31 protein-coding genes are annotated in these 26,295 nt (G+C 61.5%); 4 read left to right on the top strand and 27 right to left on the bottom strand.

Features of this window, described 5'->3' with window-relative positions; genetic code table 11:
* The first annotated feature begins 563 nt into the window (after window positions 1–563).
* On the top strand, window positions 564–971 hold the full coding sequence (locus HMPREF1494_RS11160; RefSeq protein WP_331279565.1) for an RDD family protein: 408 nt from the start codon (window positions 564–566) through the stop codon (window positions 969–971).
* Window positions 972–1,146: 175 nt separating this feature from the next.
* The gene (locus HMPREF1494_RS11155; protein WP_081724096.1) at window positions 1,147–1,719 is read left to right on the top strand and encodes a DUF2599 domain-containing protein; all 573 of its coding nucleotides are present in this window, start codon (window positions 1,147–1,149) and stop codon (window positions 1,717–1,719) included.
* A gap of 363 nt (window positions 1,720–2,082) precedes the next feature.
* On the opposite strand, the gene HMPREF1494_RS03890 is transcribed toward HMPREF1494_RS11155, so the two are convergent.
* From HMPREF1494_RS03890 to HMPREF1494_RS03820, 14 genes are all read right to left on the bottom strand, one after another.
* Window positions 2,083–2,295, bottom strand: coding sequence for a hypothetical protein (locus tag HMPREF1494_RS03890; protein ID WP_003842093.1), 213 nt, complete (start codon window positions 2,293–2,295; stop codon window positions 2,083–2,085).
* Window positions 2,296–2,597: 302 nt separating this feature from the next.
* Window positions 2,598–3,797 (bottom strand): XRE family transcriptional regulator, encoded by a 1,200-nt coding sequence (locus tag HMPREF1494_RS03880; RefSeq protein WP_034519720.1) that lies wholly within the window; start codon window positions 3,795–3,797, stop codon window positions 2,598–2,600.
* Between the two features lie 11 nt (window positions 3,798–3,808).
* Window positions 3,809–4,381: a hypothetical protein gene (locus tag HMPREF1494_RS03875; protein ID WP_034519717.1), complete on the bottom strand. Its 573-nt coding sequence runs from the start codon at window positions 4,379–4,381 to the stop codon at window positions 3,809–3,811.
* Between the two features lie 277 nt (window positions 4,382–4,658).
* On the bottom strand, window positions 4,659–4,973 hold the full coding sequence (locus tag HMPREF1494_RS03870; RefSeq protein WP_003840499.1) for a hypothetical protein: 315 nt from the start codon (window positions 4,971–4,973) through the stop codon (window positions 4,659–4,661).
* Window positions 4,974–5,129: 156 nt separating this feature from the next.
* Window positions 5,130–9,323 carry a MobF family relaxase gene (gene mobF / locus HMPREF1494_RS03865; protein WP_231495308.1) on the bottom strand — a complete coding sequence of 1,398 codons (4,194 nt, stop codon included), beginning with the start codon at window positions 9,321–9,323 and terminating at the stop codon, window positions 5,130–5,132.
* On the bottom strand, window positions 9,314–9,637 hold the full coding sequence (locus HMPREF1494_RS03860; RefSeq protein WP_231495307.1) for a hypothetical protein: 324 nt from the start codon (window positions 9,635–9,637) through the stop codon (window positions 9,314–9,316). Before HMPREF1494_RS03860 ends, mobF begins: the two co-directional genes overlap by 10 nt.
* Window positions 9,638–9,850: 213 nt before the next feature.
* Window positions 9,851–10,513, bottom strand: a complete 663-nt coding sequence (locus HMPREF1494_RS03855) for a hypothetical protein (protein WP_231495306.1) — start codon at window positions 10,511–10,513, stop codon at window positions 9,851–9,853.
* A 1,127-nt stretch (window positions 10,514–11,640) separates the two neighbouring features.
* The gene (gene ssb / locus HMPREF1494_RS03850; RefSeq protein WP_034519712.1) at window positions 11,641–12,114 is read right to left on the bottom strand and encodes a single-stranded DNA-binding protein; all 474 of its coding nucleotides are present in this window, start codon (window positions 12,112–12,114) and stop codon (window positions 11,641–11,643) included.
* Between the two features lie 356 nt (window positions 12,115–12,470).
* Window positions 12,471–13,109 (bottom strand): 3'-5' exonuclease, encoded by a 639-nt coding sequence (locus HMPREF1494_RS03845; RefSeq protein ID WP_034519711.1) that lies wholly within the window; start codon window positions 13,107–13,109, stop codon window positions 12,471–12,473.
* A gap of 13 nt (window positions 13,110–13,122) precedes the next feature.
* Complete coding sequence (locus HMPREF1494_RS03840) at window positions 13,123–13,866, bottom strand: DUF2786 domain-containing protein (protein WP_231495305.1); 744 nt, start codon at window positions 13,864–13,866, stop codon at window positions 13,123–13,125.
* A gap of 42 nt (window positions 13,867–13,908) precedes the next feature.
* Entirely contained in the window at window positions 13,909–14,253 is a 345-nt protein-coding gene (locus tag HMPREF1494_RS03835; RefSeq protein ID WP_231495304.1) for a helix-turn-helix domain-containing protein, read from the bottom strand.
* On the bottom strand, window positions 14,247–14,606 hold the full coding sequence (locus tag HMPREF1494_RS03830; RefSeq protein ID WP_034519709.1) for a hypothetical protein: 360 nt from the start codon (window positions 14,604–14,606) through the stop codon (window positions 14,247–14,249). Before HMPREF1494_RS03830 ends, HMPREF1494_RS03835 begins: the two co-directional genes overlap by 7 nt.
* Window positions 14,607–14,681: 75 nt before the next feature.
* Entirely contained in the window at window positions 14,682–14,882 is a 201-nt protein-coding gene (locus tag HMPREF1494_RS03825; RefSeq protein ID WP_034519707.1) for a hypothetical protein, read from the bottom strand.
* A 464-nt stretch (window positions 14,883–15,346) separates the two neighbouring features.
* Window positions 15,347–15,958, bottom strand: coding sequence for a hypothetical protein (locus HMPREF1494_RS03820; RefSeq protein WP_034519696.1), 612 nt, complete (start codon window positions 15,956–15,958; stop codon window positions 15,347–15,349).
* 551 nt (window positions 15,959–16,509) lie between these two features.
* Here HMPREF1494_RS03820 and HMPREF1494_RS03815 point away from each other — a divergent pair.
* Both HMPREF1494_RS03815 and HMPREF1494_RS03805 read left to right on the top strand, forming a co-directional pair.
* A complete protein-coding gene (locus tag HMPREF1494_RS03815; RefSeq protein ID WP_034519692.1) occupies window positions 16,510–16,890 on the top strand; it encodes an ASCH domain-containing protein in 381 nt (126 codons plus the stop codon).
* Window positions 16,891–17,728: 838 nt separating this feature from the next.
* On the top strand, window positions 17,729–18,607 hold the full coding sequence (locus HMPREF1494_RS03805; RefSeq protein WP_034519686.1) for a hypothetical protein: 879 nt from the start codon (window positions 17,729–17,731) through the stop codon (window positions 18,605–18,607).
* Window positions 18,608–18,870: 263 nt separating this feature from the next.
* Here HMPREF1494_RS03805 and HMPREF1494_RS03800 read toward each other — a convergent pair whose 3' ends face one another.
* The 13 genes from HMPREF1494_RS03800 to HMPREF1494_RS03735 all read right to left on the bottom strand — a co-directional run bounded on the left by HMPREF1494_RS03800 (window position 18,871) and on the right by HMPREF1494_RS03735 (window position 26,207).
* Window positions 18,871–19,062: a hypothetical protein gene (locus tag HMPREF1494_RS03800; RefSeq protein ID WP_003840525.1), complete on the bottom strand. Its 192-nt coding sequence runs from the start codon at window positions 19,060–19,062 to the stop codon at window positions 18,871–18,873.
* Window positions 19,059–19,343: a hypothetical protein gene (locus HMPREF1494_RS03795; protein WP_034519682.1), complete on the bottom strand. Its 285-nt coding sequence runs from the start codon at window positions 19,341–19,343 to the stop codon at window positions 19,059–19,061. Before HMPREF1494_RS03795 ends, HMPREF1494_RS03800 begins: the two co-directional genes overlap by 4 nt.
* The gene (locus tag HMPREF1494_RS03790) at window positions 19,340–19,540 is read right to left on the bottom strand and encodes a pyruvate formate lyase-activating protein (RefSeq protein ID WP_033489283.1); all 201 of its coding nucleotides are present in this window, start codon (window positions 19,538–19,540) and stop codon (window positions 19,340–19,342) included. Before HMPREF1494_RS03790 ends, HMPREF1494_RS03795 begins: the two co-directional genes overlap by 4 nt.
* Window positions 19,541–19,642: 102 nt before the next feature.
* The gene (locus HMPREF1494_RS03785; protein WP_034519678.1) at window positions 19,643–20,128 is read right to left on the bottom strand and encodes an HTH domain-containing protein; all 486 of its coding nucleotides are present in this window, start codon (window positions 20,126–20,128) and stop codon (window positions 19,643–19,645) included.
* Window positions 20,125–20,304, bottom strand: a complete 180-nt coding sequence (locus HMPREF1494_RS03780; protein WP_034519674.1) for a hypothetical protein — start codon at window positions 20,302–20,304, stop codon at window positions 20,125–20,127. Before HMPREF1494_RS03780 ends, HMPREF1494_RS03785 begins: the two co-directional genes overlap by 4 nt.
* A complete protein-coding gene (locus HMPREF1494_RS03775) occupies window positions 20,301–20,540 on the bottom strand; it encodes a hypothetical protein (protein WP_034519670.1) in 240 nt (79 codons plus the stop codon). Before HMPREF1494_RS03775 ends, HMPREF1494_RS03780 begins: the two co-directional genes overlap by 4 nt.
* A complete protein-coding gene (locus tag HMPREF1494_RS03770) occupies window positions 20,537–20,734 on the bottom strand; it encodes a hypothetical protein (RefSeq protein WP_231495303.1) in 198 nt (65 codons plus the stop codon). The genes HMPREF1494_RS03775 and HMPREF1494_RS03770 overlap by 4 nt, the downstream gene beginning before the upstream one ends.
* A gap of 11 nt (window positions 20,735–20,745) precedes the next feature.
* On the bottom strand, window positions 20,746–21,129 hold the full coding sequence (locus HMPREF1494_RS03765) for a hypothetical protein (RefSeq protein ID WP_034519664.1): 384 nt from the start codon (window positions 21,127–21,129) through the stop codon (window positions 20,746–20,748).
* 255 nt (window positions 21,130–21,384) lie between these two features.
* The gene (locus HMPREF1494_RS03760) at window positions 21,385–22,092 is read right to left on the bottom strand and encodes a hypothetical protein (RefSeq protein WP_034519661.1); all 708 of its coding nucleotides are present in this window, start codon (window positions 22,090–22,092) and stop codon (window positions 21,385–21,387) included.
* A 542-nt stretch (window positions 22,093–22,634) separates the two neighbouring features.
* Window positions 22,635–23,597, bottom strand: coding sequence for a Fic family protein (locus HMPREF1494_RS03750; protein WP_231495302.1), 963 nt, complete (start codon window positions 23,595–23,597; stop codon window positions 22,635–22,637).
* Between the two features lie 293 nt (window positions 23,598–23,890).
* Window positions 23,891–24,238: a hypothetical protein gene (locus HMPREF1494_RS03745; RefSeq protein WP_034519654.1), complete on the bottom strand. Its 348-nt coding sequence runs from the start codon at window positions 24,236–24,238 to the stop codon at window positions 23,891–23,893.
* Window positions 24,235–24,564 carry a hypothetical protein gene (locus tag HMPREF1494_RS11655; protein ID WP_231495301.1) on the bottom strand — a complete coding sequence of 110 codons (330 nt, stop codon included), beginning with the start codon at window positions 24,562–24,564 and terminating at the stop codon, window positions 24,235–24,237. The genes HMPREF1494_RS03745 and HMPREF1494_RS11655 overlap by 4 nt, the downstream gene beginning before the upstream one ends.
* Before the next feature lie 359 nt (window positions 24,565–24,923).
* Window positions 24,924–26,207 (bottom strand): winged helix-turn-helix domain-containing protein, encoded by a 1,284-nt coding sequence (locus HMPREF1494_RS03735; RefSeq protein ID WP_034519651.1) that lies wholly within the window; start codon window positions 26,205–26,207, stop codon window positions 24,924–24,926.
* Between the last annotated feature and the right edge of the window lie 88 nt (window positions 26,208–26,295).

Genomic DNA, 26,295 nt, shown 5'->3' with positions numbered 1-26,295 from the left:
AATTGTCCACTATCTTGCCTTTTCCGTGAGGGAAGATTCGGGTTCGACCAGTCGATCGGGTACTTTTCGGGAACGGTGAAGTTCACGCCCTAGCTCGTTGATTCAGTGTTGTTGCTAATGATGTATACGCAATTTGAACAATCGCTCCATTTGCGGCTTGATGCTCTTCAGCTGGCGTCTGCCAATGTGTTTGAACAGTGCGGTTCATGCCATGCTCTATGCGTCCCGAAACAGGGGCAAATGACGTGAACATATGTGCATTCACTCGGATCACGATGCAATCCGGCATGCCCGGGAAATCTGGAACCCCATGGTCGGCCGAGGCTTTTTAACGGTCGCAGGCAAGCCCGACGGTCCCCTCCATAAAAAAGAAATCAAATAAGATTTATATAATGATTTATTATATCGATTATATATAGAGATTATGGAGGTAAGGTTAGGATCGCGGCCATGGGGGTATGTTTGCCGTCAAATCGCTAACACACGCTAATCGAATTGATGACACAATCCTGACCATTTATAACTGAGGTAAGGCATTAATCTGGTCAGTATTAAAGAAGGGGGTGCCAATAGTGAACATATGGTGGCGCAGAGCAGTAGCTTATATTCTCCGTATAATATTACCTGCCTCGTTGCTATCGCAGTTGGTGGGTAGTGTTTTTTGCGGAAGATCTTCCCCCGGTGGGGCCATAGGGTTCTGGATTGATTGCTCTTCTGCGGTCGTTGTCCGTGTGATTTCTTCCTGGTCTACACGCAATGGACAGTCTTGGGCACACCGCCTCTTGAGGATACAAGTACTCGATCAGGATTCCAATCTGTTCATATCCGGCATGAGAATGGGTATACGAGAGGTAGCGCACTTGGCCGATTTCGTGTCACCTTTCATCGGATTCCTTTGGCCTTTATGGGACGACGGGGGACGGACCTTTGCAGATAAGATCGTTAGGACTATCGTAATCGCTGAAAAATAGGTATACTTGAAGTGACACAAAGACGCGTTGCTAATTAAAACATAAAAAGTGGATTTAGCCTAATAAACATTATCACTTGACCACTACCGGAAATTCTGTTATCTACACTAACCAGTAGGTGTTACAGGGGCACCTAATGCCCTCAAGGTGGATGGCCTGAACGAAAGAAGAACATATGAAAAAGCAGATTCTGTCCGCTTTTGCAGTAGTAACAGCTATTAGTATCGTAGTCATCACTCCAACCACGGCATTGGCCGATGACATAAAATACAGTCAGTCGATATATGAAAAAATAGGAATGGACAGATCGGAAATAGTCTCTTGGGTTCAAGATTCGAGGCAAAACGTATACGGGAGGACGGAAGATGAGGTGATGCAATATCTGATTGCATCGGCAGAGGAAGAGCGATCTTCTAACATCCAAACAGATAACGCAATTACACGCGGTTCTTGGTCAAATCAATGGTTTTCTAGAGGAGTTTGGATCGCACGCGATGGCATGTGGTCGCTATCTCTGCAACCTACTTGGTGGGCTGCTGCAGCCACTCCAACGCGCTATTATTATGCTGAATCGGCATGGGCAACGATTCCTCCACAATTTAGTTCGAGTCGCCATTGGACAGCCTATCCGACTGCATCAAAAATGATGAAAGAACAATTTGATTGCCACGTCAGGTATGGCACTCTCAAAACACCATACAATCTTGAACCTTCTAGGACATCAATAAGCCAGATCACCTGTAACTGAAGTGAGGTGGTGCCATGTATGACAAGATTCCTGGCCTGCTTTATTCGACAGGCGCCTTATTCACCATTGTTTCTTGGGTCTTCATCTTATTCTCGAGAAACATCCATCCAAAGAACAAAAAGATTCTCATACTGCGGTTATCCATCATTTGGATGCTGTTCTTTGCAAGCTCCGTACTGATGCTTGTATCGAACCTATTTTTCGATGTGTGCGCGGGCTTCCTGGATCCCGATGTCCTCGATTTCTACAACCAGAGGTTTATACGGCTGGCGCCAGCAGCGACCTGTGTGATGAACTTCTGTGTATCCACGTATTGTTCCATGAACCTTGTCAAGGAGTACACGAGGATCAAGTAACGTTACATCATATTCGATTCGCTTGTCGGATCAGTCGGTGTCGCTCCGAATCGAGACGCTGACCGATGCCGATGCAGTTCACGCTGTTCGCAGACAACGGGTAGAAGCCGTCCAACACACCGGCACCATCCATGGCCACGTAGGTGACGGTGGTGACCCTGTCTAACGTGTTGAGTACATGACGGACCAGCCACGAGTCGAGCGAGGTTCCCTGCCTCAATGGAAGTCCGAGAGTTCGTCGCCGGGCTTGATGTGCCTAGATCTGGTGAAGACTACAGACATTGCGGATCCTAGTCGAGCAATTCTCTCAACTGGCGCGACATAGCCCTCTCTAGGGCGTCCCGGAACTCGTCGGACGCCTCGCCCATGGATTCATGCCCACGGGAAGATCTCATCGGCCCGGCCCGGCAGTGGTCGGGGCGTCTTTTCCGCGCCGTCGCCTTCCTGACGGCTACCGTGCCGGCGATGGGCTCGCCGGCCTCGCGTTCGCCTTCGAAACGCATGTCGTCGTGCCCGCCCCTCCTACATGTCGAGGCCGGGACCGTCGGACCTGTCGAGTCCGGGACCGTCGATGGGATCGGGCAGCGGCAGCGTACCGGATCCGATGCCGGCCCACGGGTCGACGCCGGAGGTCTGGATGGCGTCGGATGCGACCGGCTCCAAGGATCGGCTCAGGTTATCGGCCCACGGGTCGCCCTCCCATGGATCACGGCCCTGCAGGCCGGCCTCGTAGATTCTCACGTCGATGAGGTCCACGGTCTCCTTCTCATCGAGCCGCATATCGTCGAGAGGTTCCGCTTTCGTCGTTTCGCCGCCGTCAAGGCGCATGAGGCTCTGATGCGTACGCCCGTTCGGATCCATGTCGACCCCCGCGGTGAAGACGGTGCCGTTGTCGATGTCGATCAGGACCTCCACACGGGCGGGGTCCGTGGTTCCCACCGGGTTTCCGGTGTCGTTCATGCTGATGGTGACGTGCGGGTTGTCGGCGTATCGGCGTTCGAGCATGTCCGCGAGATCCATGGTCTGCCGTACCGCGTCTCGTGCCGGCCACGCATACCAGCCGAGGCTTTCTCCCGTCGCCGCGGCCTGCGTTTCGCAGAGCCTTGAGGCTTCCTTCCGCTCGTCGAACGGGCCTTCGATGCCCCGTGCGTGCGCGGGCGGGTCATCGACGGAATGGTATCGTGCGATCAGACGGAACAGGTTTTCGAACGCGTCGCTTTCGGAGTCGTATGGGCCGGCATACCAGGCCTGCGTGTCTTCGAGTCGCGCGATGTAGCCGCCGTCCGGAAGGGTCATGACGTATCCGAGCGGTGTTCCGTCGGGCATGTCGTAATAGAATCTGGGCCGTTCGTTCCGATATTTGGCGCGCATGTTCCCGCGCAGGTCGTCGAGGGTGAACCGGATGCCGTGATATTCGAGCCTGCCATCCATGTCGGGCTCCTTGGGTCGGGTCGCCGTCATGGACCGGTTTTTCGCCACGTCGATGACGTCGCTGATGTCTTCGGCGTCCAGACCGGGCATGTAGTCGGCGGGGTCGAGACCGCATGTGGCGCAGAACCTGGCGAACGTGTCGAGGGTGATGGTCGCACCGGCGTTGAGCCGGCTGAACATGGCGGGGCTGACGCCGGCGAACCCGGCGAACGTGTTCCAACTGACGCCGAACGCCTGTCTTTTGGCGTCGAGGTCCGCGCGCAGACGGTTAAGGTCGATGAGCGTGTCCATTCCCGCCCCTCCTATATGCCGAGCCCGCCATCGGCGGGAGCGGACACGGGGTGGATCATGGGATCGGCCGGCGGCAAAGACCCATTCAAGGCTTCGATGGTCATGTTGGCCGGCGCGTCGCGTATGGGATCGTCGTCCGGGTACGCCATTCGTTCGATCCGATCGATGCGGGACATGCCGATGGGGGTCCAGGACGCTGCGGCGATGATGTCTTCCCGATGGTTCCAGACGAGTCGGTCCGCACCCGTCTGGTCGAGTCCCTCGAAGTCGCCGTCCTCGTTGATCCTCATGTATGTGTCGCGTTCGGGGTCCCAGCCGCCGTATCGCGTCTTGTCTTTCACGTCCTCGCCGGTCAGGTTCCATCCGGCGGTGAGACGGTTGACCTGGCCGGACGGCCATATCCTGTAGTGTCCGATCACGCTTTCTGGCCTGAGCTCGTTGATTTCGTCGACCAGGTCATGCAGGAGCTGGATGTTCCGTGGCGTCCGCCGTATCCGGCCCATGCTCTCGATGGCGGTCCTGCAGGCCTCCTTGCGACGGATCTCGATGGCGATATCGGTATCCGGATCGTCGGTGTCGTTCATGTGTCCGTTCCTTCCATGACGGGATCATTCGTCCCGTCATGGGGTTCACGAGCCCCTCGAACGTTTCGTCCCCGATATGGATGCGTCAGAGGGCTTGCACTTCGCATCCCGCCGCCGTGGGCCTTTCCGCCGTCCGCGTTCCTTTCGCGTCCGAAACGAAAGCCGGTGCCGATATCGGCGTGTCCGCGCGTGGGTCGTCGGATCGTCGGCTTTTGCGGAGGCGTGCGCATGTGGTCAGTCGGGCGGAGAAACGTTCGGTCGGTCCCGTCGGATGAACCTATGCAATCACCGTCGGTGGTTCGTGTCGAAGCATGTTTCGTATCAGGATGCCCATGTCACAGACCGGCAGATAGCGGGTGACGATGGTCCAGATGATCGCAACCTCGATCAGTCCGACGACGACGGTCACGGTCCCCCACACGAGTTGCATCCACAGTCGTGGAACCATAGCCGCCCGACCGGTCACGCCGGCGATCACGATGAGGACGATGAGCGCCGATGCCAGTAGTGTGATATCCCAATCGTGGAACCATTGGCTTGCCAGGACGAGCCAATGCGTGAGTGATCCGCGCAATCCGGTGATGGTTGCCATGTCCGCCGTCCTTTCCGGTTTTCGAGGTCCTTTTCCTCCTCCACATGCTTTGCGGCCGATGCTGGCCGATTCGCACCTGCACGATCCGCTCGACAAGGAGACTGGCGGCTGGGGGTGTCGCGGCATGGACGACGTGGACATCCCCGGATCATCGGCTTATATCCACAACCCGTTACGCGGCTTGTCGGAAGGCTCCCGTGATGGCTGCCATGCCGTTGTCTCTTCCGGTCTCGTCGACGTTTCCTCCGCATGATTGATGGCCGACATGTCCCGGTTCGCCGATGGCCGGTGCCGTCTGCCGGGGTTGACGACGCCGTCGGTGTGGTTGATCCGCCCGTCGAGGTTGGCCCAATGCTGTTCCTGCCGTCCGCTTGACGCGGGCGGTCGCTCCCCCAGCGGATCATCTTCCTCGTCGACCTGCCACATGGCCCGGTAGACGACGACGTCGCGGAACAGGGTCGGGTCGTCGGCCGATGCTTCGAGTATCCGTCCGGTCCATGGCTGGTTTGAGGCTTGTGCGTCGCGGACGAGTTCGTCCACTTTCAGTTCGATGAGTCGTTCGTTCTGTCTTACGATGTCGAGTTCGCTGCCGTGTCGGCTGGCCCGGATGCGCGGGATGACGCCGGCGCACCATTCCTCGTGGACGGTGCCGTTCACCCGGTCGAGCAGTCCGGCGTTGAGCCGTCCCGCGATGGTGGCGGCCCAGTCGGGTTCCACGGGTCGGCTTTGCCGTCTCATGTCGGGATTCTCCTTGAGGATCCTTCCCTCTTCCCTGCGTAGTTCACGCCATCGGGGGAACAGGCTCTGGTCGAAGCCCTTGACCGTCTGGCACAGGCCGTCGAGTATGGTCTTGACCGCAGGGATGCAGGAATGGTCCACGTCGATGGTGATCGCCTTGCCGTCGAGCGTGTCGGCGAGAGTGTAGGGGATGTCGCTGCGTTCGAGGATCTCCGTGACGTATCGTGCCTGTTCGGAGTCCCTGCTGACGTCCATGTCGATACGGTATGTGGTATCGTCCATCCGGTCGGGATGCAGAACCCTGGCGGTTCGCGCTATCTTCCCGACGAGCTGGTCGCGGTCGGGCCGACGGCCTTTGAGACGGTCGGGGTCGAGCGGCTGGCCGATGATCGCGAGGGCGCGTTTCGCGTCGGTCATGTAGGCGCGTGACCAGACGCCGCGGAGCCATTCGTAGCTTGGGCTTCGGGTGATTTTGTCGACGGTTTTGGGATCGTGGCGTCTGGCGAGCATGGCGTTGAGGTGCGGGCCGGAGATGAGGCCGGCGGCGGAGTCGTGTTCGCGCATGAGCCGTTTGAGGTCCATGCGGTCCGTCCGTTCACGTTCCAGGGTTTCGGTGGCGGTCGCGGCGTCGGGATGGTTGAGCAGGCTTGCTTTCATACGCGACATGGCGATGGCTTTGGGGTCCGTCTCGACGCCGGAGAGTTGGTGTCTGATCTTGCGTTGCTCCTCGTCCGGGCAGGCGTAGTAGAAGTGGTTCTCCTCCTTGCCTCTGCTGCCGGCGACGTATTGCAGGTTGCATGGGGTGTTCGCGTCGGACGGGAACAGTACCGCGCAACGGTCCACGGTCATGCCCTGGCAGCGGTGTACGGTGCAGGCGTATCCGGCTTCGCATCCCGTTTCGAGGAATTCCCGCGGGATCTCCCAACGGCTGCCGTCGGCCAGGCTTACGCATGAGACGTCCCGCCGTCCGACGTTTTCGATGCGGAACGTCATGCCGTTTTCTATCGTCCGGCCGTCATGGGATGTGACGTCGTCTTCGTTCTTCCTGCACACTATCTGGTCTCCTCGGCCGACGTCCAGGCCGTCGCGGAGCGCGACGGTTTTGGCGGGGTCGGCTTCGCTTTGCCCTTTGGAACGTCGTTCGAGGATGAACCGTCTGTTGATGTCCCTGACCTGATCCCTGGTGCCGGCGATGAGCAGGGTGCTTTTGCCCTGGTCCTGCCATTCGATGCACTGGACGTAGGACTCCTCCTCCAATTGCACGTCCTCTCCCCAGTGGAGCCGGTCGTGGTCCACGTACCGTTGCACGAGCCGTTCGCATGCGGCGACGCTTTCGGGATCGGCACGGTCGCCGCCTTTCCTGAGTTCGAGCGTCGCCCGTCCCTCGCCTTCCCATCTGCGGATGGAGTCCCTTCCGCCGTGGGGGTCCCCGTCCCATTTGTCGGCCTTGGAGGTGAACCGCCACAGGCTTGAGAGCATCTGATACATGCCGTGCCGTTCCATCCAGCCGAGCATGCCGCCGGCTCCGGAGACGCTGTCGAGTTGGAGCGGGTCTCCTGTCAGGGTGACCTTGGCTCCCATGAGTTCGGCCATTCTTGATACCTGGGCCATGTGCCTGGTGTCGACCATGCCGGCCTCGTCGATGATCACGAGCTGGTTCGGCCGGATGGAGTAGGTGCTTTCCTCGGCGAGGATCCGGCTCAGCCGCATACGGCAGGCGAGTCTTTGGACCGGGTCGGGCGTCGACCGGATCTGCTGGTCGAGCACGGCGATGTCGCGTCGGTGTCGCTCGATCTGGTCGATGTCGTTGTGGTAGAGGAGTTTGGCGATGGTGATGCTGTTGCATCCGATGCTGTTCCTCAGTTCGCCGACGGCCCTGCGGCTGGTCGCCAATCCCAGGACGCTGTCGGGACCGTATTTGGCGCGCCATGCGTCCGCCACCGCGCGCATGGTGGTCGTCTTTCCCGTGCCTGCCGGTCCGATGACCGCGCCGACCATTCTGGGGTTGGACAATGCGTAGACGGCGGCTTCGAACTGGTCGGCGGCCAGCGGGTATCCTCCGTTCCGCCCGGCCTGCTCGTTCCATCCTTGCAGCCATATGCGGGCCTCGTCCGCGGTGAATCCGGTGACGGCCGGCTTCCCGGCCTGTCCGATCATATAATGTTCGGCATCGAGGATCTCCCGGCTGGTGTATAGGTCGAGCTTGTCGTCGTCGAACACGCTTACGCCGTTGCCGTTGGTGAGGGTGGGACTGTCCTTGACGTCCTGCGGGATCCGGTATCTGCCGGGTGTGAGTTTGACGCATCGTGCGAGGGCGAGGTCCGCGATCCGGTTGGCGACGATGATCCGCTGTTCGGGGTCGATGCGGACGCTTCTGAGGAGTCGTTCGGCTTCGGCCCTCACGTTGGTCTTCTTCCATGTGGTCCGGCCTTTGGATACGTTGCGGTAGGACAGGTCGACGAGTTCCCGTTCGAGTTGGAGGCCGTTCTTGCCCGTTCGGCTCATGTCGGCGATCTGGTCGAGCAGGAGCCGGCTGATGTCCTCCTGGCAGGTGGAGTCGATGTGCAGCATGCTGGTCTTGCGGGAGTTGACGGTGTCCCACACGTGCCGGATGTCGATGTCGGGCGCCGTCTGCCCGAGTTTCTTCCACCAGTGCCGTTGTTTTTCCGCGAGGCTGGGTTGGATTTCCGGTTTCGCCTTCCTGGTGGCCTGCCATACTTCCAGGTCGATCTGCGCGCGTCGTTGGAAGCTGACGGGCCGTCCGGTCTGGGCCTCTTCCTGTTGGACCCGCTGCTCGACCTGTTTCGCGATCTCGCTGTGACGGCCGCTGAATGCCTCGATGAGTTCGGCGGGTACCCCGTCCACCTCGTTGATGACGGATTTGGTTCCCTGTTCGTTGACCTTGGTGGTCCAGGTCCATCCGAATCGTTGGGTGAGCAGGTCCTGGAGGAGGTTCTCGTGGATTTCGGAGATCTCGACCATGCTGGAGTACAGTTTCCTGCCGTCGAGCGCGGTCCATACCCCGTCGGAGCTTCTGCGCACGCGGTTGGATATGGTGATGTGCTTGTGTGGTTGCGGGTCGCCGTCACGGGTGTCGAAATGGTCGAACACGAATCCGGCGACGCCGTCGCATGCCACGGATGCGACCCCGCCTTGCCCCGCCCGCGTCGAAGCGTATTCGTCCTCGAGGTAGGCGATGGTCATGTCCGTGGCTTTCTGGAGGCATTCGTCGATGCCCCTGCGTGTTTCCGCGTCGCCGAACGCCCATAGGATGCTGACGCTTTTCGGCTGTCTGGTGGTGTAGTCCCAGCCGGCGACCGGCGGTTCGCCATCGTCGCCCTTGGTGAGTTTCACGTCGCCCAGGAACCTTCCCGTTGACGGGTCACGGCTGTCGTTGATGAGGCTGCGGACCGTTTTCGACGATGCCGTCCGTCCGACGGAGCCTCCCAGGAGTTCGGCGCCGGAGCCTATCCACCGTCCGGGCGGGTTGCCCTTCGCGGTGTAGTATCCGCTTGGTCCCGTGCCGACCGTAGCCCCGTCCGCGTCGAGTGCCTCCATGATGTCGTGCAGCGTGTATTCCGCGTTCGCGAGTTTGGTGAGGTTCATTGCCATGTCGTTTCCTCTTTGCGCAGTTCGTCGATGTAGCCTCCCTGGGGCGCGTCGTCGATCAGATCCCTGTCCGACGTTGCGGCCAGTCTGAGCAGGAGGTCCGCATTGTCGCGGAACGTCTGTTTGAGCCTGTCGGCCTGTTCGCCCAGGATCCTTTCGTGTTCCTTGCATGCCCTGATGCGTGTCCTGAGGTCCTCCGTCTCCTTCTTCAGCCGTTGGAGATGCTCCATGCCGGCCCGCTGCCGGCCGGCCTCCCGCACGTTCCTTTTCTCACGGTACCGTCGCTGCTGGCATCGGCGGCTGCAGTATCGCGGCACGGGTCCCCTCCTGGGCTTGCACACGGGCCTGCCGCACACCTCGCATACGCCCGCGACAGTCCTGTCGCCGGCACGCCACGCGCCGCGACGGCATTTGCCCGAACAGTATCCGTCCTCCCATACCTGCGTATGCTTCCCGCAATGCCTGCAGATCCCGTCTATCCGATGTACCGCCATCTGTCCTCCTTTCGAATCCGGGTCCTTGCCGTGTCGTCACTTGAACCGCCACGGGCCCGGATCCCATTGGCCGCCGACATGATCCTCGGCCCATAGCCGCTGCAGCGCCTTGACGTCCGAGAACGTCCGCCGGCCCCGACCGTCCTCATGATCCAGATCGTCGCGGTACTCGTCCTCCATGCCCTCCATCGGCAGGGCCCATTCCCCGGCGCCCACGCGGGTCAGCGTGCCGTCCTCGCCGCATTCGGGATCATGCTCCCAGAATGCGGTGTGGGTCCAGCCGTCACGTCGGGCGATGAGCGCCACCGTCCGTCGGCCCAGCATCCGGGTCAGGTCCACGGCCCATGGCTCCCGATATTGGATGAGCGCGGACGGCATGACGTTCATGGCGGCGATCATGCACCGGTACGACACGAGCAGCGTGGCGGCCAGGACCCGGTCGTGCTCGTCCGCGAGCTCGTTGCGGTTCTCGATCTGCCACCGCCACTGGTTCGCGGCCCGTTTGCGGTCCTCCAACGCTTCGAGGAACATGGCCTCGAGACGCTCCTCGTTCTCCTCGGCCGCACGCCTGCGCCTGATGGTCCGGATCCGGTCCTTGCACCCTCGATGGCTCTTCAGCCATGCCCCGTTCACCTTGCTGCGCTCCGTCACGGGCCTGCCGCAGGCCTCGCACACGGGCGGTTTTTCACTGCCATCCATGCCCATCCCACGCGGATTCCCATACGGTTTGTCGCGATATCGGGCGAAAACCCATCTAAACACGTCACACGACCTACGAATGACGCCGTTCTCGGCGTCCCCCAACGGGGTGGGTGCAAGACGCGCATGGTTGTCGTTTGGTGATGTTGGGTTTTCTGGTTTGTTGGTTTCGGGGTCTTTTTCTGGTCTTCTGGTTTTTCTGGCTTGGTTGTGGTGTGGGTGCTTGTTTTTCTGGTTCTTTCTGCTTGGTCTGTCTTTCTGTGTTTTCCTTGTCCTGGTTTCGTTGGGTCTGGTTTTTTCGGTTCTGCTGGTTTCGGGATGGTCTGGTTCCGGGTTCCGGGAGGAAGGGGCACCCTGAGTGCATGGTTTCGGCGCGGATCATATCCGGTCCCGGTCCGCGGGTTTTGACCCATGTGAAGGATCGCCGTCCCGCCGATATCGGGTCAGGGGCCGGTATCGGTACCCGTGTGGCCCGGACCGGTCCGGAAGGCCCATGAACGGATCGGGCCCCTCTCGTCTTTCGCCCGTTCCGGATGCGGCACACGAGAGGGGCCAAAACATCATTGCCTCGAGATGAGGCGGTAATCCTCTGCGTGGCGTGCGGCGACGTTTTGACCCTCGCCCGGCTGTCGGGTCGATTCTGATCCGGCTTTTTGACCCGGCCGTCTGCGGACCATTTGACCCTGCCATGAGCCGATATCGGCGTCACGGGATCCGGGGCCGGATCGGCTTGGATCGCCGGAGGGTCATTTGACCCGTCGGACTGAATCGTTGGAATTGGGCCGTTTCCTCCGGGTCCATCTGTCTTTTTGACCCTCCCCGGTCGTACCGGGTCAAATTCTGACCCGGGTCTTTTGACCCGTGGTTTTGACCCTATCGGACATCGATATCGATCGGTCCGGGGAGGACGGGTCACGTTCGACCGGTCCGATATCGGTTCGGTTCACATTGCTTCGCTGGTTTAGCCCACGATCCGCATGGCCCGGGTCGCATGGGTCCATTGATTCGATATCGGTCAGATCCACCAAGGGCCCGCAGACGGTCGGTGTCTCCGCGATGAGTCCACGGACGATTCGAGCCCATGACGTTTCGGGACACGTCATGGGCTCGATTCTCGGCTTCCTGATTCAGAGGCTCGGTTCCTGCGGTTCCGCGAACCGATCCTGGGTCGTGGCCGGCCACGGATCCGTCTGCATCGGCTGTTGTTGGACCGGTACGGACCGCTGTGCGTTTCCGTTGACCTTGGTGATCCGGACGGTCGCGTATCGTACCGACGCCCCGATATCGTCCGCAACGAGTTCGTAGACGCTGCGTCTCTCCCCCGCCTCGGTCTGATAGTCACGCTGCACGTATCGTCCCGTGACGACGACCCTTGTGCCCTTGCCCATCCCGGACTCGGTCATGTGCTCGGCGATCGGACCGTACGCCACGCATCGGATGAACGTGGTCGCGCCATCCTCCCATTTGCCGTTCCTCTCGGTGCTGCTGGTCTGCGCGACCCGGAAGTTGACGACGGTTTTGCCGCCCGACGTGCGCTTGGGTTCGAGGCCGGATACGAGATTGCCCATGATGGTCATGGGAATCTGGTTGATGGTTGCCATGATGGATCCTTTCCTCGTGGATGGCCCGTCTCTTTTGACGGGCTCATTCACTCCACTTCAATCCTCGCTGATATCATCGTCCGCAAGCTGTTTCCGGTCGGGATGCCGTGGCTTGCGGGTCTTGATCCTTTGATCCTTCCTGCGATCGGCCGTTTGAGGTTGCCTCTTCGCTCCCCTCGGCAATGGACCAGTATCGGGATGGGGCCCGTGAAAAACATTTCAGGGGAGGTTGGAATCCTCCCCTGAAACAACCCCATATTCAAAGGACCCGGGCGGGGACCCCGATGAATACATGTCTTCAGCCTATCAGGTTCGCTGCGCCGCCACGCATGACGCCAACCATTTGAGGCAACCCGTCATGGGACTCGTTCCCGTCCCCATCTCCCTCGCATGCTCGCTTCCCGGCATAGGGCCCGGTAGATCATCTGCTCCTGGATCGCGTCGGACAGCGCGCGATGTTCCTCGACGTCCCCGATGTGGTAGTCGGCGATCAGGTCGCTGACGCGGTGATGGCGTTTCTGCGGGTTGAGTTCCCAGCTCATCTCCTTCGTGCACAGCCAACGGCAGTCGAACTCGTTCGCGTCTGGATTATAGGCGCGTTCGGCCGCGTCAAGGAAGCCGATGTCGAATTCGGCGTTGTGGGCGATGACGGTCAACGGCCTGCCGGCCGGCCAGACGTCGTCGAGCCATTGGTGGAAGCGCAGCATCGCGGCATCGGCGGTGGGCTTGTTCCGAAGCATGCCGTCGCTGATGCCGGTGAGTCGGCTGATGAATTCCGGCAATGGACGTTGCGGGTCGACCAGCTGCTCGAACCTCGGCCTTGCGTTCTCGTTGCCCGGCGTCACGAGCAATGCGCCGATCTCGATGATCGTGGCTCCTTCCTCGGGATGGAGTCCCGTGGTTTCCGTGTCAAGCATCACGTACGTGTCGAGCGGCTTGTCGAGTGGTTCGATGCGACGTGGATTATTTCGGTTGATGTAGCGATCCCAATACATGTGTTGTTTCCTTTCACTGGTTCCGTCTTGTCTGCAGGGTCCGTTGGCTTGTCCCGCCGGTTTCCGTCAGGCCGATCGCCTGGCGTGATCCGTCCTCGCGGCCATGCCGGTAGGCGGCGCGGCTGGCCCGGGTGATCCTGGCCAGTTTCGGATGCTTGGCGGCGAATGTGACGTTGGCTTCGATCCACGCGTCGACCTGGTCGGAGCGGACGGCGACCAGTTCCCTGCCTGTGTCGTCCGATTCCATTTCCCGGCGGAGGATCTCGTACCGGTGGGCGATCTCCTCCTGGAAGCCCTGGTAGTAGCCGTTCCTCCAGGCGGCGTTCGCTTTCGCGTTGCGTGTCGTCCTGGCGCGTTCCCGCCACATGACGGCGCGGCTGGTTTCCATGGCGGTCCAGATCGCTTCGGTCTTGTCGACGTCGGAGCGGACGCCGTAGAGCGTGATTCCGGTGATGACGCTCCGGCCGTTTCCGGCCTTGCGGAACCAGTAGGTGGCACGGCAGCGGTTCCCTTGGGCCACGATGTACGCGAGGCTGGCCATGAAACGGTTGCATGGATTCGTTTCCAGGTCGATCTTCTTGCGGATGATCTCGATGTCGTCGTGGTCCTTTTCGAGCTGCCATTGCTCGATGGCGTGCCTGTCCATGAGCCGTTGTGCCTGTTCGAGGGCGATACGCTGTTCGTTGTCGGACGCGGCCGGATCGTTGGCGAGGGCGAGCAGCCTGCGCACGCGTTCCATGATGCGTTCGGTTTCCAAAGGATCTTTCCTTTCCGATGATGGTGATTTCGAAGGTATTCGTCAGGTTTCGATGCCGAACTGGCTCATTGCCTGCGCGACGCCCTGCCGGCACGCCTCCCTCATGAGGTTCCCGATCCGTCCGCGTTGTTTTTCGCTCAACCTCGGATCGGCCGGGATGACGGGATCATATGCGCCGTCGGGAACCGGGGTTTGACTCATGCCGCGAGTCTCGTCGCCGGGCCTTGACGGTTCGGGGCTTTCGCCCATGCGACGGTTGCGTTCGCGGCTGATCGCGGTGCTGATGGTGGACTGGCTTTTGCCGAGTTCCTGTACGATCTCGTTCTGGGTCTTGCCCTTCTGCTTCAACCGCCATGCGAGTTCGGCGGTCTCCTTTCCGGTTAGCATATCGCGAGGTTGATGGTGATGGTTGGCAGGTCGATGTCGGGCAGACCGTCCTCGGGCCAGTTGATGCCGGCCTTGCGCAGGATCTGGTTGACGCATGCGCTGTGACGGCAGGCGAGTTCCCATTGCCAGCATTGCGGATTGCACATTCCGTAGCAGCGGTCCCACATGAGGTATCCCAGGTCGTCGGTCGCGGGCCTGCCGCCGTTGAGCAGGTCACGCAGGGCGATGGCGTCGGCCCGTTCGGATTCCTCGAGGATGACGGTCTTGCGCCAGGTCATGCCGGTGGCCCAGCCGCCGCCGTCTACGATGTCGGTGGACTTGCTGATGGTGACGGTCAGCTTGTAGTTGCACATTGTTCTTGCCCTTCTTTGTTCCGGTTTTTCACGGGTGGCGCCCGTTGATATCGGACGTCCCGACGTGTCTCTTTCCTATCGGATGCCTGCTCGGCCGACGATGATGCGGGTGGCGGAGGTGCCTTTCCTGAGGATCCGCCATGTGCGGGTGATGCGTCGGCGGATACGGCCGGCGTTTACGACGGCGGTGGGTATCGCGATGACGATGAGTAGGAGGATGTTGCCGACGAGTTCCGCACGGTCGTCCGGTGTGAGGAGGTTGAGGAATCCGAACATTTCTTGTTCCTTTCGCTTGACTGGAATCCTGTTGCGGCCTTGATTTTTCCTTTTTGGCCGGTTGGTCAAGCGAAGCGTTATCGGCCTTGAGCGGGTTCCGTCAAACGCGACGCCCCGGGCCCTTGGGACCGTGCGCGGCGGGTTTGACGGGTTCCGCGACGCCGATATGATCCAAGGCTTTAGCCGACCGGCAAAAAAGAAAAACCATTGGCGGCGGCACGTCTGCGTGCCGTTCCGTTGGACGCGTGGCCCGGGCCTCCGGTCCCGGGCCCGCGGGTTTCGCGAAGGTCCGGAAACATCGGGTTTCCGGCCGTGAGGGAGGTCCGGGAGGGGGCGGCGGATACGTCCCCTCCGGCCCGCCGACGCGGGACGCGGGATGCCGTATGGCGCGGGGTCGATCCCGCGGTCATACGACGCGGGGCGGTTCCGGCCACCCCCGGTGCGGGGGGCGGCCGGATTGCCCGTCATTCGGCGTTCGTCCAGTCCGGGTAGAGGCCGCGGTGGATGGCGCTGGCCACGATGATGGCGAGGGAGCATCCCTCGTCGCAGGCGAGGGCGCGGACGGCCATGGGCAGGGCGCGTTCGTCGCCGAGCCACCACAGGATGTATGCGACGGTCGCATAGGGTTGCGCCTGCCATCCGTCGTCCCCGCCGTCCAATCGGCCGATGAGGGCGAGCAGGAGGTCCACGGCTTTCATGCAACGTTGCCGGTCGGGCGCCTGCGACCCGTGGAACGTTTCGGTGAGCATGTCCTCCATCCACCTGACGTTGTTCCTTATCATCGGGCGTTTGAGGAAGTCGATGGCCCTGTCCGCGGTGAAGTCCGCACGCTCCCCGCAGATGGCGGCGACGAGCATGACGTCCCGTAGGGAGAGGAATTCCCTCATGCCCACGGCGAGGATGATGGCGTCCCCCATATCGTCTTCCGATTCGCCGTCGGCGTCGAGGGTTCCGATCCATCTCCTGACGGGAGCTTCGAACCACTCGCCCGCGATTTCCCGCCAATCGTGCCGTTCCCTCGCGCGTGCGAACTCTTCTGCGGTCTGTCTGATGGTCATGGTTGCGGTGTCGTTCATCGTCGTGCCTCCTTGAATCCGGTTGGTCCCTGAATTTTTTTCTTTCGGACCGTTTGGTCGAGCGCGGCGCTGACGGCCGCAGCGTCCGCGAGCACGCCGAACGAAGTTCGGGATGCGTGGCGCGGATGCGAAAGGCCGTTACGATCATTCGGCGTAGCCGAACGGTCCGGAAGAAAATCACAGGATGGCGGCACGCTTGTGTGTCGTTCCGTTTCCCGGCCCCGCCGCGCCAGGGCATGGCGGGGCACGGTCCGTTGTCGGGATGGTCCCGGAGCCGCAGGCGGAGGGTCCGTTTACGGCGTGATGGCATGATTGCGGACCGTCCAGAAAGAGTCGGATGATGGATGCCGAAGACGGGAAGGGGCTTGAGAATTTCCGGAACGGTGGGGAACACCGATGAGTGATTTCGATGCTGTTCGGCTTTCCCCTCAACCATCGTCCCAACCGGGAAGGACTCATCAGCGCGCAGGTCATCAATGCCAACGAGCGACTAACCCGCGTGGTAATTAACGAACATCCATTCGAAACGATTCTCAGGATGGGAGAGGCTAATGGTGAAGGCCCTGTTGTCGGTTAAGCCGGAGTACGCTGAAAAGATCCTCTCCGGAGAGAAGATCTATGAGTTCCGCCGTCGGATATTCAAACGTAAGGATGTGGATATCCTCGTCATCTATGCGACCAGACCGCAATGCAGGGTTGTGGCCGAGGCACGGATAGGCGGCATCATGGAATCCACTCCGGAGGACATCTGGAAGCGCACGAACAGGCATGGTGGTATCAGCCATGATCGGTTCATGGATTACTTTGCCGGCAGGGAGACGGCCTATGCCATCGAACTGCGATCCGTACGCCGTTTTGGCAGGCCCCGAACCTTGTCGGAGTATGCGCCCGAGGTGAAGAGTGCTCCACAATCATTTATTTACGTTGATTGACACGAGGACGTAAGAGTGCCACCCATTCTGAACCGACTCCGATTGGTGGACTGGAGAAATTCAGATTCGATGAGCGGAAGGTGCGGTTCTTTCGCATGCGGGAGGATCGGCGGAGGCCAAGTAAAGACGCATCGGCAATGATTGGGACGAGGGAACATAAAAAGGGAGGGCTCGGATGGCATGGGAGTGCGAAGTCCCATGCCATCCGAGCCCTTGCCTTTCTTCTTGCCCTTGATATCCTTCTCGGTCTCGTCCTCTTCTTCGTTGCTCCAGTCGAATGGCTCGAACGGTTCGAAGGGCTTGAATTCCATGTCTCTGGATCCGAACGGTGATGAGGCCCGGCAGCCTTTGGGCCCTATTCCGTCCGGTCGTCGGTCGCGTTCATGTTGCTCTCGGATGCCGGGGATGGCGGGACTATGCCATTTGTCGATGCTTTCGCGCGCATCGTTCTCGAGGAGGTCCTCGGCGCGTACTCCGAGCGCGAGGGCGAGTTTGCATGCGGTTTCGAGCGTGGTGTGGCGCACCGTTGCACGGGACGTGTCGGCCATTTTCGGGATATGACTGTGTAGCATGGCCGCAGGGCTTCTCCGGGGCTGTCTTTCGAATGACAATCGGGATGTGCGATGGTTGTTCGGATGTCCACGTTCACCTTCGTCCCGGAGAATCCTCCCCATCCTCCCGGAAAATCCGGAAACGACACCGTCTTCGAGCGGCCCGAAAGCGGACCGGGGCATGGCGAAGAGGCTTTCGGAACGGTGCCGGGCTTCCCGGCAAGCCACGTGCCGCCGGTCCTATCGTCCATCGGCGTTCTCCTCCCCCGTTCCCGCGTGAGGGTCACATGATTTATCGCGATGCGGACGCGTATGGTTTCGATTTGCGGTCGGCCGAGGAGATGATGGAGGCCGAGCGACGCGAGACGGATCTGCGTCGCAGGCTGCATCCGATGAGCGTGGTCGCGCGCGTGCATGCGTGGCGCCAGCCTCCGGGCGGATTGCTGCCGGTCTCCCTGTTCTCCCGTCATGTGATGGACGATACCATGCCCCTGCATGACCGTGTGGCGGAGACCGTGCCCGCCGACATCGCCGGCCTGTATGTGGATTACATGACGCGCGCCATGACGGGATCCGATGTGCGCGACGCGTTCCGCATCCCTTTGACGGGCGCACGGCTGGTGGGTGACGGCGCCAGGGCGGAACGGCTCGTTTCCATGGTGGATGGGTTCTCCGGCGGGTCGATCCGTGCCGCGTGCATGCTGTTGGATTACGACCGCGCGTCCAGGCATGGTCCCGGGGGCTGGCGGCCGCGGCGTATCGACGTGGACGGGCCGACGTGCTGGAACTTGTCGCGCATGGTCGCCCGCAGTCTCGCGTTCCTCGACGAGTACGGTCCTGTGGTGTGGCGTGATTTCCATTTCGATGGCGGCTACACGGATCTGATAACCTCCGGCGACGGTGATTTCCTCACCTGCGACACGTTATGGGATTTCAAGGTCTCGAAGCGGCCTCCGACCCCCATGGGCACGCTGCAGGTCCTGACGTATTGGCGGATGGGCCTGCATTCGCGCTATCCCGTCTACAGGTCGATCCGCCGGCTGGGGTTGTGGAATCCACGATTGGACACGGCCTGGCTGTTGGATGTGGACCGGATCGGCGACGGTTTGCGCGGATTGGTCGACGAGCGGATCATCGGATACCCGGGATCCGACGGTCGGGACTGACCGCGCGTTCCGCCGGCTCCCGTGCGGAGGAAATGACGACGGCCCTCCACCTGGCTTGTGGTGGAGGGCCGTCGACGCATATGCGCATGCCCCGGCGAGACAGGGGCATGCGGGCGGGAACGGGCGGCTGGCGGCCTGGCTGCGTGCCGTGGGTCTGTCATGCATGTGGCGCGGCCGCATGTCGCCTGTTTTCTGTCTTTGAGAGTCCTGGATCGCCGACAGGCGTCTTTCCCGTCCCGTCATGTCCACGTGTCGCCGTCGCGTTATCGGCGGGGTCGTCGTCCGATGATGGTCCGGATGCAGAAGCCCGCCGCGGCGATGAAGGTCACGAGCATGACGAGCCACAGCCATCCGAGGCCCGGGGCGATGACGCAGCCCGCAAGCGTGAGGATGATGGACAGGATGCTGGCGGCCAGCAGGATGATGGCCTTCATGACAGGATCGTCGTTCCTCATGCCTTCCCCTCTTCTTCTTCCGTGGTTTCGTGGACGTCGTTTCCTTCGGGCCGGGCGGCCTTCCAACGGGCGATGCATCGTTCGATGCGTTTGCGTCCGATGATCTTCGGCCCGCGGCCGGCCCGTTCGAACGGGCGTGTGGGCGATCCGCCGGCCCTGACGCGTCGGATGGTCTCCTCGGCGAAGTCGTGGTTCCGGCGGATGCGCGTCTCGCCGCAACGGTCCACGGCCTTGAGGCCCGTGAGGTGGGCTCTGTCGTTCTCGTCGAAGGTGATTCTCATCGTTCGGGCTCCTTGTCCACGAGATAGCGGTGAACCGGTTGGATACGGTAGCGTCCGCCGCATGCGTGGCATGTGGCATGCGTCGTTTCGTCGGTCCTGATCCCGTTCATGCGTTCACGGTCGAATCCCGCGTTGGCATGGCAGTATGGGCATGCGATGGGGCATGCGGCCGGCGTCTCGTCTTTCATGTCTTTCATGTCGTTTTCCTTTCCTTGGTTTTCCGGGCCGTTGGGTTTGACGTGGTCCTTCATGGTTTCCTTTCCGGGGATGGTGACGGACTCGGTCGTGTGGTTTCTTTGTCAGCGCCTGTCGGCCTGGATGGCGTCGCGCAGCCGGGCGGACTGCCGTTTCGCGGCCGTCATGGCGTTGCGCGTGGCGTCCATGCCGTCGATGACGTCACGCGTATGGGCGATGACCACGTTCACGCATGCGGCGACGCGGTCGAGCTGGTCGTTCATGCGGTCCAGCGACTCCAGGAGGCCTTCCGCGTCCGACCCGCCGGCATGTCCGAGGAGCCCGTCGACCTCGTGCGGGCCGAACTCGGTGCCGGCGTATTCCGTACGCCACCTGTTCATGCACCGTTCGATGCGTTTCGTGCCGAGGATCCCCGGATCGAGCCCGACGCCGCGGAAGATGTCGGAGGGACGTTCCCCGCGCCGGCTCATGACGACGGCGTACCGGCGGAACCACGAGGCGTAGGTGATCCTGCGGCTGGTGGTCCTGATCACCGCCGGGCTTGTCCGCAGGATGGCCGTCTCTTCGCTGGTGAAGGTCTTTCGGGTCATCGTTCCAGCTCCTTCTCGATCCGGATGCAGAAGTCGATCTCGTCATGCCATGCGGCCATGTAGCCCAGGCAGTAGCTTTCGGCCGGTGTCTCGTCGGTCAGTTCCTGGCGCATGAGGCTTGCCACGGCCTGGTTCCTGACCATGTCGTCGGCGCGTGGCGTCGGTGAGGCTGTCATTGTCTGGCTCCTTTCCCTCGGACGTATCCCTTCACGGTGATCGCGGTTCTGCCTTCGCGGCCGCGGCCGATGGTCGCGATGGTGTCGCGGTGTTCAAGGCAGTGGTCGCAGATGGTCAGTTCCCGGCGTTGGCTGTTGACTCCGCCGCTGGTCTGTACGAGGGTGAGTATGTATGTGCCGCTGTGTTCCCGGTCGGTGGGACAGCTGCAGAGGGTGCAGGTGCGCGTGTCGGTCATGCGTTGTTCCTTCCTCGTGCGTGGCGTCCGTGGACGCGTGTGGCGGCGTGTGGGTCGAGTCGTCCGATCTGGATGCGGATGATGTCGAGTTGTCCGTCCATCCGGGCGATGGCTTCGCGTGTCTCGAGCTCGTTGCGGACGATCCCGTCGAGTTGTCCGGCCAGGTGCGTCAGGGCCTCGAGGGTCTTCACCATCTCGTCGTCCTTCATCCGTCGATGTCGCCGGCATGGAATGCCTGTGACGTTCCGTTTGCGAGGGTGAGTTCCGCCCATGCGCGGTTGACGGCCTGGGCGAGGCGGATGAGGACGTGTCCGTCCGTGGAACCGGCCGAGGGCCTGCCGGCGATCAGGTCATGGTAGAGGTTCTCGGCCGTGGCCGCGTATTCCCCGGGCCCGGGTTGCGGGAGGGGCGCTTCTTGCGGGATATGGATGCCGAGTTCCGTCATGGTCCTGCTCATGTGCGCGTATGCCGCGTTCACGCCGCTCGTGGCGCCGGTCCCGTCCAGTGGGTCCGTGGCCCGCGCCCGTGCAGCGAGAGCCGTCGCGAAGTTCACCGTCCGGTCGGTCAGTTCGGCTGTTCTGTCTTCCATGTTCGGGATTCTTCCTTCCCCCATGCCGATGGTCCGGCATGTCGTCCATGCCGTGGGGCCTGTCTCGTCCGTCCTTGCGTGGCAACGGGTCATGCTCCTATGGATTCACGTTTGCGGGGGTCGATAACGGTGGGTCTTCTCCCCTTTTTTTCTTTCGTGTCGGTCTTGCCTTTCCTGACGCTGGCTTCGGATATGGGAAAGGGGCGTGGCCCGTATCGGGTCACGCCCCTCGTGTTTCGTGTGGGTGGGATCGTTTCAGATCGTGTGCCGATCCTGCTGGTCCGTGTCGGCGTGGGGTTCCTTTTCATTCGGTTCGGGCGTTCGCGCCGGTTCCGTGTCCCGGTCGGTGGATGCGGGCGCCTGAACGGGTCGGTTCTGCTGGTTGGCGAGCATCCGCTGCTGGATGAGCACGCTGTTGGTCTGCGCCTCGTACTGCTTTTCGGCCATGTGCATGCTTTCCTCGTGGCGTAGCTGGTCCGCGTCGGTGAACACCAGCGCCTGGATCTCCTGGGCGAGGCCCATGAGCCTGTCCTTCTCGAGCACGCTCACGGTGATGGCGTTCGCCCCGCCGCTCGGGTCGCGGAATACCAGGCTCGCGCTCATCACGTTCGCGAGGTTCGCGGCGGCGATAAGCAGGAGGATGATCGCCGCCATCGCGTTGGAGTCGAACATGCCGAATCCGACGAACAGGAAGAGCAATCCCCATACGAGGCTGCCCAGGTTGAATTTCGTGTTGGTGTCCACGCTGGCGACGTTGCGCAACGGGATGGTCTTGGTGGACGCTCCCAGCGGGATCAGGCCGAACAGGGTGTTCGGGGCCTTGTATTGGATCCGGGTGCTGGACGCGGCGATTGAGGTCTTGAGCCAGAAGATGATGACGCTGGGGCTGAACCCGTCGCCGACGATGTTCTTTTCGCCTGGCGCGAATGTGAATTCCGTCATGGTCTGCGCGTTTTCGGACATGTGTTGTCTTCCCTCCGTTCGGGTTGCGGTGAATACGTTGAATGGGAGGGTACGGAGTCTTCCTTGGTGCCGTTGGTCGGGAGGCTCCGTCCCATGTCATGTCCACGCCGTCCCGCCCCGATATGGCGAAGATACCGGGTCATGCTCCCGTCCATCCCGTTATCCAGAACGGGACGGGACCGCATGCTTGTTTCCCGTCCAGTCGTCGGGAACGGGTATGGCGGCGCGCGTAGCGGGTTTCGTCGCCTTGGAGGGATGCATCGGCCCCATGGGCGCCGGGCTATGGGCGGCCGGTCCGATTTCATTCGTCGTTCCTCGGCCGATGGTCCATGGTCCGGCGTTCGGGGATGCTGGACTGGCGCCCGGCTTTGGCCGTGCATTCGGGTCCGCCCATGCCCGTTCCGGATCCGATCGAGACGGTGGCCCCGTCGGCCATCACGAGGGTGACGTTTCCATCCGATTTCGTGTCCTTCCCGTCGGATTCGTTTATTCGGGTATGACACCGGGGATCTTCGTCGTAGAGGTCACCGGCATCGGCCTGGCTATGGTTCGATCCCGTTCCCGGTGGTGTCGGTTCCGGTCTGCGGGGCTTGTTCCGCGGTCGGATACGGCAGGTCCGCCGGACCGCCCCAGAGCAGGTCGTCCATATCCTCCTGGAGTTGGTCGACGGTGCTTTTCGACCGGGCCTCCAACGCGTTCTTGAATTCCGTGTCCTCCCTCAGCTGGATGGTATGGTCCGATTCGCTCCACCGGTCGTTGTACGTGTAGTCGACGTCCGCCCGCACACGGTCCAGGACCTTGCTGCGATACAGGTCCCTTTCGAAAAGGATCAGGTCCACGAGCCATCCGGGTTCCTCGGGGAACCTGCTCATGTTGTGCGTGTACCTGTCGTGCAGCGAGTCGTGGATGATGGCGGGCAGCGCGTCGATGCGCAGCAGCTCCTTGAACATGACGAGCCGGCCGACCCTGCCGTTGCCGTCGGAGAAGGGGTGTATCTTCTCGAACATCCAATGCGCGCGGGCTATCTGATAGGGATCGTCCTCGAGATGCGCGTAGATGTCGAACAGTCTGTCCATCGCCTGTGGAACGTCTTCGGGCAGGGCCACGTATACCGGTGTGACCGCGTTGCCGATGATGTTGGGCTCCGTCTTGTATCCTCCGACGTTGTATACGGGTTCGTCGGCCTGTCTTGTGCCGTTCTTGAGTATGGCGTGCAGGTGGCAGACGAGGTCCTTGTCCACGGGCTCGTCGGCATGGTCGAGGATCCAGCGGAACGCGATGAAGTGGTTCCTGGTCTCGATCGCGTCGTCGACGCTGACGCGTTCCGTCCCGTCCATGGTGAACGTTCCGGTGTTGAAGATCTGGGCGGTCTGCTTCGGCGTGAGGGTGGATCCCTCCATGTGGTTGGAGTTCCACGCGAACTGCAGTTGGGTGGCCACGTAGATGCCGTTGGAGTAGCCCGCATCCCTTTCCGATATGAGTCGTTCCACGATCCTGCTGCCCATTGTCATGCTCCTTCGGCTTGTTTTCATATCCATGGTATCCGGTTTCATCGGCTACTTCCCGCCGCATATAGGAAGGGCGTGGAGGAATCGGACAAGGTCTACTGGTGTGGACGGACAGAACCCGCCCGGTAGGCATCAGTCCGAGACAAATTACCGTAAGACATTGCGTTGGCTTGGGCGGGAGATAGCGGAACTTTGCAGATCGATGGACGTTTCGACATGTTGGTCCGCTGACCCTGATGCCAGCCGCGCTGATTTTCCTCTGACTCTGGCTGACTTCCGGAGGCATGAGATCACGGGTGGACCGTCATCTCGCATAGGCTGACTGTCTGCGCGCGCAGGCCGAACGCGTCGTCGGACTCCCTGAACCGTGCCAGCAGGCGGTCATGCTCGTCGGCCTTGCGGATGAGCGTCCGCCCCAGTCTCCTGAGCTGGTCCGCGTCCAGGGGTCCGACCGTCATGGTCGTCACGCCCCTCCTGACGGACACGGCCTGCGCGCCCGCGGCCGTGTCCCCCTCGACCGTGAGCATGTAGGCGAGCCTTCCGTCCGCCCGCATCCCGGAACGCTCCGGATCGCCGGCATCGCCGTCGATGCGTGTCGGCCACGGGACGACGGCCACCATGATGTCCCGACCCGTCATCGTCCCGCCCCTTCCAAGTCGAAGGGAATGCGGATATAGGCGCCAGGAGCGATGCCGCCAGGCATATCGGGATACCGGTAACGGTGCAGGTACTCGCCGGCACGTCCGGCCTGGACGGTCAGGAATTCCCCCACGCGCATCATCTGCTCCGGGGTGAGCGTCATGGTCATGTCAATCCGATCGCCGTCCATGATCACGGACATGTCATCGGCCGGCATGGCAATGGTCACGGCCAGGCGGCAGAGCATTCGCGACCCCTCGACCGGCCTGTCGGTGCGTGCGTCGACCTCGTCCGGTTCCCAGAAGGCTTCCAGATGCATTCCCATATCCTGTTTCGTTCTCCTTTTCAGTGGTTTTTCCATGCGGTCACGGGCACCCGGGGTATGGTCCCGTTCAGGGATGCGGGATGCGCCGAATGCGTCCACTGCCGCGGCGGACGGGCTTTCATCCGGCATGATGGCATATGTCGGACGGATCCCATCATCGTGCTCTTTCAATCGGTTTCCTGGAATGTTTCGCGGGATGGTCCGCGTGTCCGTCTTTTCCGATTGGGTCTTGGATATTCGAGGCGTGATTTGGGATCGGACCGGTGGCGGTGATCCCCTTCGAAGCGCGTGGATCGCGGCCTTGCCGGTCTGGTTTTTCTGGTTGATGGCGCAAAGCTCGTCATCCGGTGTTTCTCGTGTCATGGCTTTGCCCTTTCCGTGGGTCTGGTCGTGTCCCGTTGCATCGAAGTCTCTCGGTCGGCTTCCTCGATGCCGTCGCGTCGGTTGAGCTCGTCCGCGTGCCTGTCGCAGGCAATCCACCATTCGCTGGGATTGCCGGCCCGCAGGCTTCCTTCGTGGTCGTATTCGCCTTCGTGCGGCCGCATGTCGGCGAGGACGTGCCCGCAGAACGCGGTGTGCACGTGGCGGGACACATGCCCGTCCGGGACGTGTGCCGGTTTCGTGGCGGCAGGCCGGCCGCGGTCGAGTGCCTCTTCGTCGTGCCGGCGGGTCTCCTCGATCCGGTCGACGGCGTAGTCGTTGGCGATCTTGTCCCAGTTGCCGTTCAGATCGCGTCCGGTCAGGATACGGCGCAGCCAGAACGTGTTCGCAGGCATCCAGTCGATCACGGCGAGGACGAGCGGGAGCGATTTTGCGATGTCGCCGCCGTTCGCTTCGGTGACGCGGGCGATGAGCCTGCCGGTGTCACGAAGATCCGTCTTGGTCGTGGCCGGGGTGGACAGTCCGAGCTTCGAACGCATCAGGGCGAGCCGGTCGAGCACCGTCACGGCGGCATCGGCCCGCGGTTCGTCTTCCCTCCCGCCGTCCGCCCGATCCGTCTCCTCCGTGGGGAGATGTCCCGTAGGGACAGTGGGGTTATTTGTTTTAGGGTGTTTTAGGACGTTATGTAGTGCACCGGTGCGACCGGGGTGGGTGCACTGATGCGACCGGGGTGGGTGCACCGGTGCGACCGGGTTTCCGGCTGTCGTCTCTTGCGGGAAAAACCCGGTCCTATTTTGGGTGAGGGTTTTATTTTCGTTGGAATCATTGGCTTTCGGGACATCATCGTCTTTTCTCCGGGTGTTGTCCTCTTGTTGGGAGGGCGTATGTTCGGTGGCCGGTTTCGGGTCCTTGACGGTCTTGCGTGGCCGGCCGGGCCGGCCCTTCTTGGTCTGCCTTTCGGTGGGCTCCTGCACGAGGTCGAGGCGCAGGTCGTAGACGATGGGTCTCGCGTATTCCGGATACGAGTCGACGAGATGCTGGTTGCCGCGTTCGATGACGCCGATCTCCTCCATCCATGCGAGGTTCCTCGAGACGGTGCTGTCGGACTTGCGGATGCTGTCCGCGATGGCGGAGACGTATTTGTACGCGTCCCTGCCGTACTCGTCGGCTTTGTCGGCGAGGCTGACGAGGATCATCCGGGCCGTGGTGTTGCCTCCTACCGGGGCTTGGTCGATGGCCCAGGACACCGCTCTGACGCTCATGATGGCATGCTCCTTGATGTATGCTGTTTTCCGGTTTCCGTGGTCAGTGTCTGGTGGTGCCGTTGGCGGCCGTGTGGCGGGCCGGGCC

This window comes from Bifidobacterium sp. MSTE12 (genome assembly GCF_000513015.1).
Taxonomy (GTDB): Bacteria; Actinomycetota; Actinomycetes; order Actinomycetales; family Bifidobacteriaceae; genus Bifidobacterium; species Bifidobacterium dentium.
This window is presented reverse-complemented; position numbering and strand designations above follow the sequence as displayed.

Coding starts and splice junctions, on each gene's coding strand:
- HMPREF1494_RS11155 (WP_081724096.1), top strand. CDS start 1,147: ATGAAAAAGCAGATTCTGTCCGCTTTTGCAGTAGTAACAGCTATTAGT.
- HMPREF1494_RS03880 (WP_034519720.1), bottom strand. CDS start 3,797: ATGGACACGCTCATCGACCTTAACCGTCTGCGCGCGGACCTCGACGCC.
- HMPREF1494_RS03875 (WP_034519717.1), bottom strand. CDS start 4,381: ATGAACGACACCGACGATCCGGATACCGATATCGCCATCGAGATCCGT.
- HMPREF1494_RS03870 (WP_003840499.1), bottom strand. CDS start 4,973: ATGGCAACCATCACCGGATTGCGCGGATCACTCACGCATTGGCTCGTC.
- mobF (WP_231495308.1), bottom strand. CDS start 9,323: ATGGCAATGAACCTCACCAAACTCGCGAACGCGGAATACACGCTGCAC.
- HMPREF1494_RS03855 (WP_231495306.1), bottom strand. CDS start 10,513: ATGGATGGCAGTGAAAAACCGCCCGTGTGCGAGGCCTGCGGCAGGCCC.
- ssb (WP_034519712.1), bottom strand. CDS start 12,114: ATGGCAACCATCAACCAGATTCCCATGACCATCATGGGCAATCTCGTA.
- HMPREF1494_RS03845 (WP_034519711.1), bottom strand. CDS start 13,109: ATGTATTGGGATCGCTACATCAACCGAAATAATCCACGTCGCATCGAA.
- HMPREF1494_RS03835 (WP_231495304.1), bottom strand. CDS start 14,253: ATGCTAACCGGAAAGGAGACCGCCGAACTCGCATGGCGGTTGAAGCAG.
- HMPREF1494_RS03830 (WP_034519709.1), bottom strand. CDS start 14,606: ATGTGCAACTACAAGCTGACCGTCACCATCAGCAAGTCCACCGACATC.
- HMPREF1494_RS03825 (WP_034519707.1), bottom strand. CDS start 14,882: ATGTTCGGATTCCTCAACCTCCTCACACCGGACGACCGTGCGGAACTC.
- HMPREF1494_RS03820 (WP_034519696.1), bottom strand. CDS start 15,958: ATGAACGACACCGCAACCATGACCATCAGACAGACCGCAGAAGAGTTC.
- HMPREF1494_RS03815 (WP_034519692.1), top strand. CDS start 16,510: ATGGTGAAGGCCCTGTTGTCGGTTAAGCCGGAGTACGCTGAAAAGATC.
- HMPREF1494_RS03805 (WP_034519686.1), top strand. CDS start 17,729: ATGATTTATCGCGATGCGGACGCGTATGGTTTCGATTTGCGGTCGGCC.
- HMPREF1494_RS03800 (WP_003840525.1), bottom strand. CDS start 19,062: ATGAGGAACGACGATCCTGTCATGAAGGCCATCATCCTGCTGGCCGCC.
- HMPREF1494_RS03795 (WP_034519682.1), bottom strand. CDS start 19,343: ATGAGAATCACCTTCGACGAGAACGACAGAGCCCACCTCACGGGCCTC.
- HMPREF1494_RS03790 (WP_033489283.1), bottom strand. CDS start 19,540: ATGAAAGACATGAAAGACGAGACGCCGGCCGCATGCCCCATCGCATGC.
- HMPREF1494_RS03785 (WP_034519678.1), bottom strand. CDS start 20,128: ATGACCCGAAAGACCTTCACCAGCGAAGAGACGGCCATCCTGCGGACA.
- HMPREF1494_RS03780 (WP_034519674.1), bottom strand. CDS start 20,304: ATGACAGCCTCACCGACGCCACGCGCCGACGACATGGTCAGGAACCAG.
- HMPREF1494_RS03775 (WP_034519670.1), bottom strand. CDS start 20,540: ATGACCGACACGCGCACCTGCACCCTCTGCAGCTGTCCCACCGACCGG.
- HMPREF1494_RS03770 (WP_231495303.1), bottom strand. CDS start 20,734: ATGGTGAAGACCCTCGAGGCCCTGACGCACCTGGCCGGACAACTCGAC.
- HMPREF1494_RS03765 (WP_034519664.1), bottom strand. CDS start 21,129: ATGGAAGACAGAACAGCCGAACTGACCGACCGGACGGTGAACTTCGCG.
- HMPREF1494_RS03760 (WP_034519661.1), bottom strand. CDS start 22,092: ATGTCCGAAAACGCGCAGACCATGACGGAATTCACATTCGCGCCAGGC.
- HMPREF1494_RS03750 (WP_231495302.1), bottom strand. CDS start 23,597: ATGGGCAGCAGGATCGTGGAACGACTCATATCGGAAAGGGATGCGGGC.
- HMPREF1494_RS03745 (WP_034519654.1), bottom strand. CDS start 24,238: ATGACGGGTCGGGACATCATGGTGGCCGTCGTCCCGTGGCCGACACGC.
- HMPREF1494_RS11655 (WP_231495301.1), bottom strand. CDS start 24,564: ATGGGAATGCATCTGGAAGCCTTCTGGGAACCGGACGAGGTCGACGCA.
- HMPREF1494_RS03735 (WP_034519651.1), bottom strand. CDS start 26,207: ATGAGCGTCAGAGCGGTGTCCTGGGCCATCGACCAAGCCCCGGTAGGA.